This window comes from Mesorhizobium sp. (genome assembly GCF_005063415.1).
In the GTDB taxonomy this organism is placed as follows: Bacteria; Pseudomonadota; Alphaproteobacteria; order Rhizobiales; family Rhizobiaceae; genus Mesorhizobium.
This window is the reverse complement of the sequence record NZ_SUEG01000021.1, coordinates 1-5,587: the sequence shown is the minus strand read 5'-3', so window position 1 is coordinate 5,587 and position 5,587 is coordinate 1. Positions and strand designations below refer to the sequence as shown.

The 5,587-nt window shown below is 62.0% G+C and carries 5 protein-coding genes and 1 pseudogene; 3 read left to right on the top strand and 3 right to left on the bottom strand.

Annotation, left to right across the window (positions count from 1 at the left end):
- Positions 1–369, bottom strand: a 369-nt coding sequence (locus E5W70_RS08420; protein ID WP_292656418.1) for an alpha/beta fold hydrolase, incomplete at its 3' end; no start/stop codon positions are given.
- A 742-nt stretch (positions 370–1,111) separates the two neighbouring features.
- Between E5W70_RS08420 and E5W70_RS08415 the strand changes: the two genes are divergently transcribed.
- Together E5W70_RS08415 and E5W70_RS08410 are read left to right on the top strand one after the other, a co-directional pair.
- The gene (locus E5W70_RS08415) at positions 1,112–1,711 is read left to right on the top strand and encodes a TetR/AcrR family transcriptional regulator (protein ID WP_292656415.1); all 600 of its coding nucleotides are present in this window, start codon (positions 1,112–1,114) and stop codon (positions 1,709–1,711) included.
- Between the two features lie 77 nt (positions 1,712–1,788).
- A complete protein-coding gene (locus E5W70_RS08410; protein ID WP_292656412.1) occupies positions 1,789–2,364 on the top strand; it encodes a DUF308 domain-containing protein in 576 nt (191 codons plus the stop codon).
- 131 nt (positions 2,365–2,495) lie between these two features.
- Here E5W70_RS08410 and E5W70_RS08405 read toward each other — a convergent pair whose 3' ends face one another.
- The gene (locus E5W70_RS08405) at positions 2,496–3,293 is read right to left on the bottom strand and encodes a DUF2182 domain-containing protein (RefSeq protein ID WP_292656409.1); all 798 of its coding nucleotides are present in this window, start codon (positions 3,291–3,293) and stop codon (positions 2,496–2,498) included.
- A gap of 61 nt (positions 3,294–3,354) precedes the next feature.
- Positions 3,355–3,993: a DUF1326 domain-containing protein gene (locus tag E5W70_RS08400; protein WP_292656407.1), complete on the bottom strand. Its 639-nt coding sequence runs from the start codon at positions 3,991–3,993 to the stop codon at positions 3,355–3,357.
- Positions 3,994–4,961: 968 nt separating this feature from the next.
- Here E5W70_RS08400 and E5W70_RS08395 point away from each other — a divergent pair.
- A pseudogene (locus tag E5W70_RS08395) lies at positions 4,962–5,587 on the top strand (DUF1403 family protein); the annotation flags it as partial.

Here is a 5,587-nt window from a genome sequence, read left to right as displayed (position 1 = left end):
CTTGAGCACTTTGTCGGGATGGTCGAGCGCCAGGCGATAGGCAACCCGCCCGCCACGATCATGCCCGGCAACCATGAACCGCTCAAACCCCAGCTGCTTCATGGCCTGAACCATGTCGCCGGCCATGGCGCGCTTGGCGTATGGGCTATGATCGGCAGAGGAAACCGGGCATCCGCTTTGCCCATAGCCTCGAAGGTCGGCGGCGACCACCGTGAAGCGGGGCGCCAAGGCTGCGGCGACATCCCTCCACATCAGATGCGTTTCTGGAAAACCGTGAAGAAGCAGCAGCGGCGGACCGGTGCCTCCGACCCTTGCGAAAATGGTCGTATCGTCCAGTCGTAGGCTGGTGGCTCTGAAACCTGCAAACACCGTCAGCCTCCTCGGGCGCCCTTAGGCAAGCTCTCTAAGGGCGCTAACGGTCGCCTGAGGCAAAAACCCCGGCCGCGATGGCCAGGGTTCAAGCCGGCTAGTTGCTAGAATCGAAACCAGACCCACACTCGCCTGCGGAAGCACCGCCTGCGCCGATAGCCATTTCGCCAGTAAACGCGACAGACCCTTCTCCAAGCACGCCGGCGGCGGCGACGCGGCCGGTGCCACCGGCGATGGTAGACTGGTTGCAACTCTGCTTGAGTTTCGTCGTCGTCGAAGGTCTCGACATCCGGCGCCTCGAGTTCATCGAGAATGCCGCTTCTGGCAGTTGGAACGCCGGCCACTGCGTTGATTGGCCGAACTGTGCTTGCAAGGGCCGCAGCCCCGGCAATGCCAAACATTCCTGATCAAAAATAGTCGCCGATCCATGGAAACCTCCCGATCTTCAACCAGCGATAGAACAAGGCTAACGATGGGGAGATAGCGCAGTCGGTGCAAACGCCCAGAGCCGCGCGGCGATTAGCGGTGGTCCGGTCGGCCGGAGGGTGTTGCCTCGCCCTCGAAGTGGGATGGCTACCTCGATCCACAAACACCCGGAGCTTTCTGAATGGATGGCGGGCCGAAAACAATGAAGATCGAATGACGTCTACGCCATAGCCACCCAATTTTCACGCTACTCTCTCCTAGGTCGCCGCGTTGCAAGGAGGCTTGACTGCCGTCCTACCAGAAGGTAGGTAAGGGCATGAGCAACTTGTCTACCACCTCTGACGACATCCTGGCTTGTGCACGTTCACTGATCGTCGCTGGCGGCTACAACGGTTTCAGTTATGCTGACATCGCTGATGTGGTCGGGATCCGTAAGGCGAGCATCCATCACCATTTCCCAAGCAAGGTCGATCTGGTCCGAACGCTGGTTGCGCGGTATCGGGAAGAAGCTGAAGCGGGGATGGCAAATGTTGAACTTCACGAATCCGATCCGCACGAACAGTTGCGGATCTATGCCGAGTACTGGGAAGCCTGCATTGCGGACGCCAGCGCCCCGTTTTGTATCTGCGCGCTGTTGGCAAGCGAGCTCCCCGTTCTGCCCGAGGAAGTTGGCCTTGAGGTCCGGGCGCATTTCCGCTCCCTGTCGGCTTGGCTTACATCCGTGCTGGAGCGCGGCGCGCGACGCGGCCGATTTCAACTGGTGAGTACCCCTCGTGCCGAGGCTGAAGCGTTCATGGCGACTGTCCACGGCGCGATGCTTTCGGCGCGGGCCTATGGCGACCCGAAGGTATTCGGCGTCGTGACAGGCCCGCTCCTGGAGCGGCTCGCTCCGCGTTCCCTCCAGATACGACCCTAAGACCTCAACGAACCATAGCCGTAACGGCTCTGCGACGTTCGTCGAGAGCCCTACCTACTAGTCGAAAGGATGATCCAATGACGATTCACGATGGCGATGTTTCCCGCGCCAGCCAGGAACAATGGCTCAAGCTCTATTACTTCGCTCGGACGGCGTTCTCGGCTGTCTGGGTGGCGGCTGCCTTTACAGTGGGACAGCATTCCGGGGTGGTCGCGGCGGTTTTACTCGTGGCTTATCCTGCATGGGATGCCCTGGCCAATTTTGTCGACGCATCGCGCAGCGGAGGATTGGGACGGAATCGCACCCAGACCATCAACGTCGTGGTCAGTGTGGCGACAACGCTCGCGGTCGTTGTTGCGCTGAAGATGAGCATGAATTGGGTGCTCGGGGTGTTTGGCCTATGGGCGATCCTGTCCGGCCTGCTTCAACTCGGCACCGCTGTCCGCCGTTGGAGGAGCTCTGGTGCGCAGTGGGCGATGGTCCTGAGCGGAGGGCAATCAGCACTGGCAGGCACGTTTTTCATCGCGCAGGCGCGGATGCCGTTGCCGCCATCCATCACCGACGTGGCCGGCTACGCCGCAGTAGGCGCCCTCTACTTCCTGGTTTCGGCGGTGTGGCTGAGCGTGAGCCAATTGCGGCGGAAAGCTGCATAGCGCGCCATCTTGAGCCAGCACCGACCCGACTGTCAGCTGCTGATATCGGTTCGCCAAACAGAACGGCCCACCCTTGCTCTAAGGACTGAAAATGGGACCGATATGGTTGGAATTTCACCACCCGCTGGGGGCTAGCCGCTCATCCAAGGCATCTCGATCGCGCCGAACGATACAGCGATCCCGAGGGCCATCAGCGCAATGCCCAAAGCAACTTCGAAGCGGCGGCCGCGCTGCAGCAGCTTCTCGACGAAGACGACCAGCGTCAACAGCAGCATCCAGGCGATGCTCATGATGCCCGCCGCGACCAGCACGGCAAACAGAGCCCGGCAGCAACCAAAGCAATAGAGTCCGTGCCTCAGCCCCATCTCGAGTGCGCCAACCCGCCCGTCGCGCCAATGCTGCGCAACGAAAGCGAGCGGCGAACGGCAATGGCTGAGGCAAATGTGCTTGAGGGTCGTGAATTGGTAGAGCCCGGCCACGCCAAGCGTCATACCGAGCGCGAGCGGCGCCCATTTCGAACGCTGAGGCGGATCGAGGCTCGACGCAAACTCGCTTCCGAGCAGGACCAGGACATACACAAGAAGGCCCGCCGCCGCCCAGACGAGCATGTAGCCGGCGACGAATATCCACGCCGGGATGGCGACGTGCTGTTCGCGCCTAGCCTGCGCCGCCGCGAACATAAAGATCATGGGCGCGGCCGCCGGCAGCATCATAGCAGCCATCATCACCGTCCATACAGCAAGAAAGGCGGCGGCGCCGGCGAGTGACCAACCGTCGGCGGCAATTCCGGCCGTCGCCATGCCGGCCATGCCTTCCATACCCTCCATCCCGCCGCGCACCGCAATGCCCATAGGCATATCCATGCTGAGGGTCAGCGCCCACGCCGCCGCTGTTAGCACGACGAGCGATGCGAGAAGGCCGAGCGGCATGCCACGCAAATTCCGGAGCCGCCACGATTTCCCGGGGAACGCGTCAGGCATCGGCACGTCCCTAGTTCGGGCCGGTCCAGTCGAACGGAATGTGTTTGCTAGAGCGGGCCGTGCCCGTCCAGTCGAGCCCGAATCCTTTGGTGCTCACCTCGACCGAACGCGCCCAGGTGGCAACCTGGCCCGGGCCGACCTCCGAGCCCGGCGGGTTGATCGTCTGCACCCGCTTGCCGGGTGGTGTCGTGGGACCTGAAAGCGCTTCCGCATGCCCAACGACGAGGCCAGGGATCTCGACCCGCCAGGTGGCAAGGTCGCCCGCCACCTCGAAAGTGATCGGCACGAACTCCATGCCACGCATCTCGCCGATGTTGGCGGCAAAACCCGCCGGCCAGCCGCCAGCCTGCCCGCCGAAGATCGCCTGCAGGGCTTCACGTTGCCGCTCGTTCGCCTTCTCGTCGACGTACATGCCCATCACGGCCTTTGCCTCGCCGGCCCATAGATTGCCTTCGAACTCGCCGAGCGCCACCAGCGACAGGCCGTCGAGCTTCACGTCGCCATACTGACCCTCGCGCACATGCCAGGCGAGCACGCCCTGGCAATGATTGCCGGTCGGCCGCTGGGCGAACTCGCAAGGGCAAGGGATATCGCAGCTGCAGATGTCGAACCAGTCGCCTGCGAGCCGCCATTGAGGCACTGCATTCATGGCTCTTCCTCCCGGAATGTAGCACCATTTATACGTCGAAGGCGGGGCGCACTCCAGCAGTTAGTGCATCGCTCGCTGATTTTGGTGGACTTGCCGCCCCAGACCGAAGTCACCGCGTTTTGATCAGCAACTGCTCGCAACAGAACCCAGCCGCCATCCAGTGCGACCACGGAGGTGGTTTCTTGCTCCGTTCCATGTGATCGATGAGGTCGTGGGTAAGGTTCGCGACGGGTCGATCACCAAATACACGATGCGGCTGATGCTCGCTTGACCACGCCGCGGACTGACAACCTTCCGCAACACCGCTCGGCTGCTTGGTCACAACGGCGTAGCGGGCCAATGCTAACGCCGGGCTGCAATTGAGCTCCGCACTTCACAAGCATATGGCTGAGTTCGGCGGGCAGTATCAAGAAATTACGATCACTGGCGGAGAGGGAGGGATTCCTTTTCACCCCTATGATGCTGAAAATACTAATCTTTTCGCGCTTTTTGTTACACAGTTTGTTACACAGCTACAACTACGATTTATAACCGCTCTAAGCTCGCGGCTTTTGGGCTCGCCTGCCCAATCCATCCGATCTGTCGAAACCGACGGCTTGTAGGACACTCCCGCGTGTGTACGAGCGCCGACCAGGAAAAACCCGCAAAAAACGTCGCCCTCAGATACCCCGTCGGCAATGAATATGGGACCGAAGTTGCGCGGCAGATCGGGCGTTAGGTGCCTTCATGACATCTGAACCTGAGCAGGCTCCTACGCCGCGAGCCGGCACATTTCCGAACGAGTTTCGTCCGGCTGCGAAAAAAGGTGCCCTGTCGGGACTTACTTGTTGGCCGGATGGCTTATCAGGGACTAACTCGTGAAGAGACTGATAATGCAACATTATCGTTCGTTATTCACGCACGACAGGCGCGGCGGTTCTGACCAAACATGGTTGCCAAAAGCGCCGCCATGATTCATCGTGCTTGCGATGATTCTGCGTCCCAGACCTTCTGCACGTCACCACGCCACGCCTGCCGGAACCCCTCCGACCGTGCCAATGGCAGCGGTGCCGACCTGGCTGCGCCGGGCCATCTCGGATACGCACAGTCACGCGGGAAACAAGTTCGAGGACGTCTCGCTCGCCGCGGGCGCTGCCATCGGCGCGCTCGATGCTGTCGTCCGCCGTCAGGAGCGGTGGGCCGGCGCCTGGCGGCAGCGGCTGGCGCTTTCGGCTGCCGTGGCAACGGCAAAGCAGGCTGGCCGCGTCGAGGATGAAAGCGCGCTGCGCGACGCCGTGTTGCTCACCGGGCCCGGCGACAATGTCGGCCCCGCCGGCCGTTTTCTCCTCGCCTGACGTCGGCTGGCATCTCGGCCAGCGGAGGATCTGCTGAGGGAGAAGAACCTCGCCGCGTTGCTGGAAGATCTAGGTCTCACGCTCGATGACGAAGCGGTCAGCGATCTGACGGACGATCTCCGACAGCTTGCCGCGAACACCGGGACGGTCCAAACGCTGGTCGGGGCCTTCGCGGCCGCGGAGCGTTACGGCTTCGGGCGCGTCCTCGGAGCCTGGCTTGCCGATGTCTTGCTCGCGCAGCGGCTAGGCTGGACGCACGC

What these genes read in the sequence shown, in the direction of transcription:
- E5W70_RS08405 (WP_292656409.1), bottom strand. Translation starts at nt 3,293, where the DNA reads ATGCCGCTCGGCCTTCTCGCATCGCTCGTCGTGCTAACAGCGGCGGCG.
- E5W70_RS08415 (WP_292656415.1), top strand. Translation starts at nt 1,112, where the DNA reads ATGAGCAACTTGTCTACCACCTCTGACGACATCCTGGCTTGTGCACGT.
- E5W70_RS08410 (WP_292656412.1), top strand. Translation starts at nt 1,789, where the DNA reads ATGACGATTCACGATGGCGATGTTTCCCGCGCCAGCCAGGAACAATGG.
- E5W70_RS08400 (WP_292656407.1), bottom strand. Translation starts at nt 3,993, where the DNA reads ATGAATGCAGTGCCTCAATGGCGGCTCGCAGGCGACTGGTTCGACATC.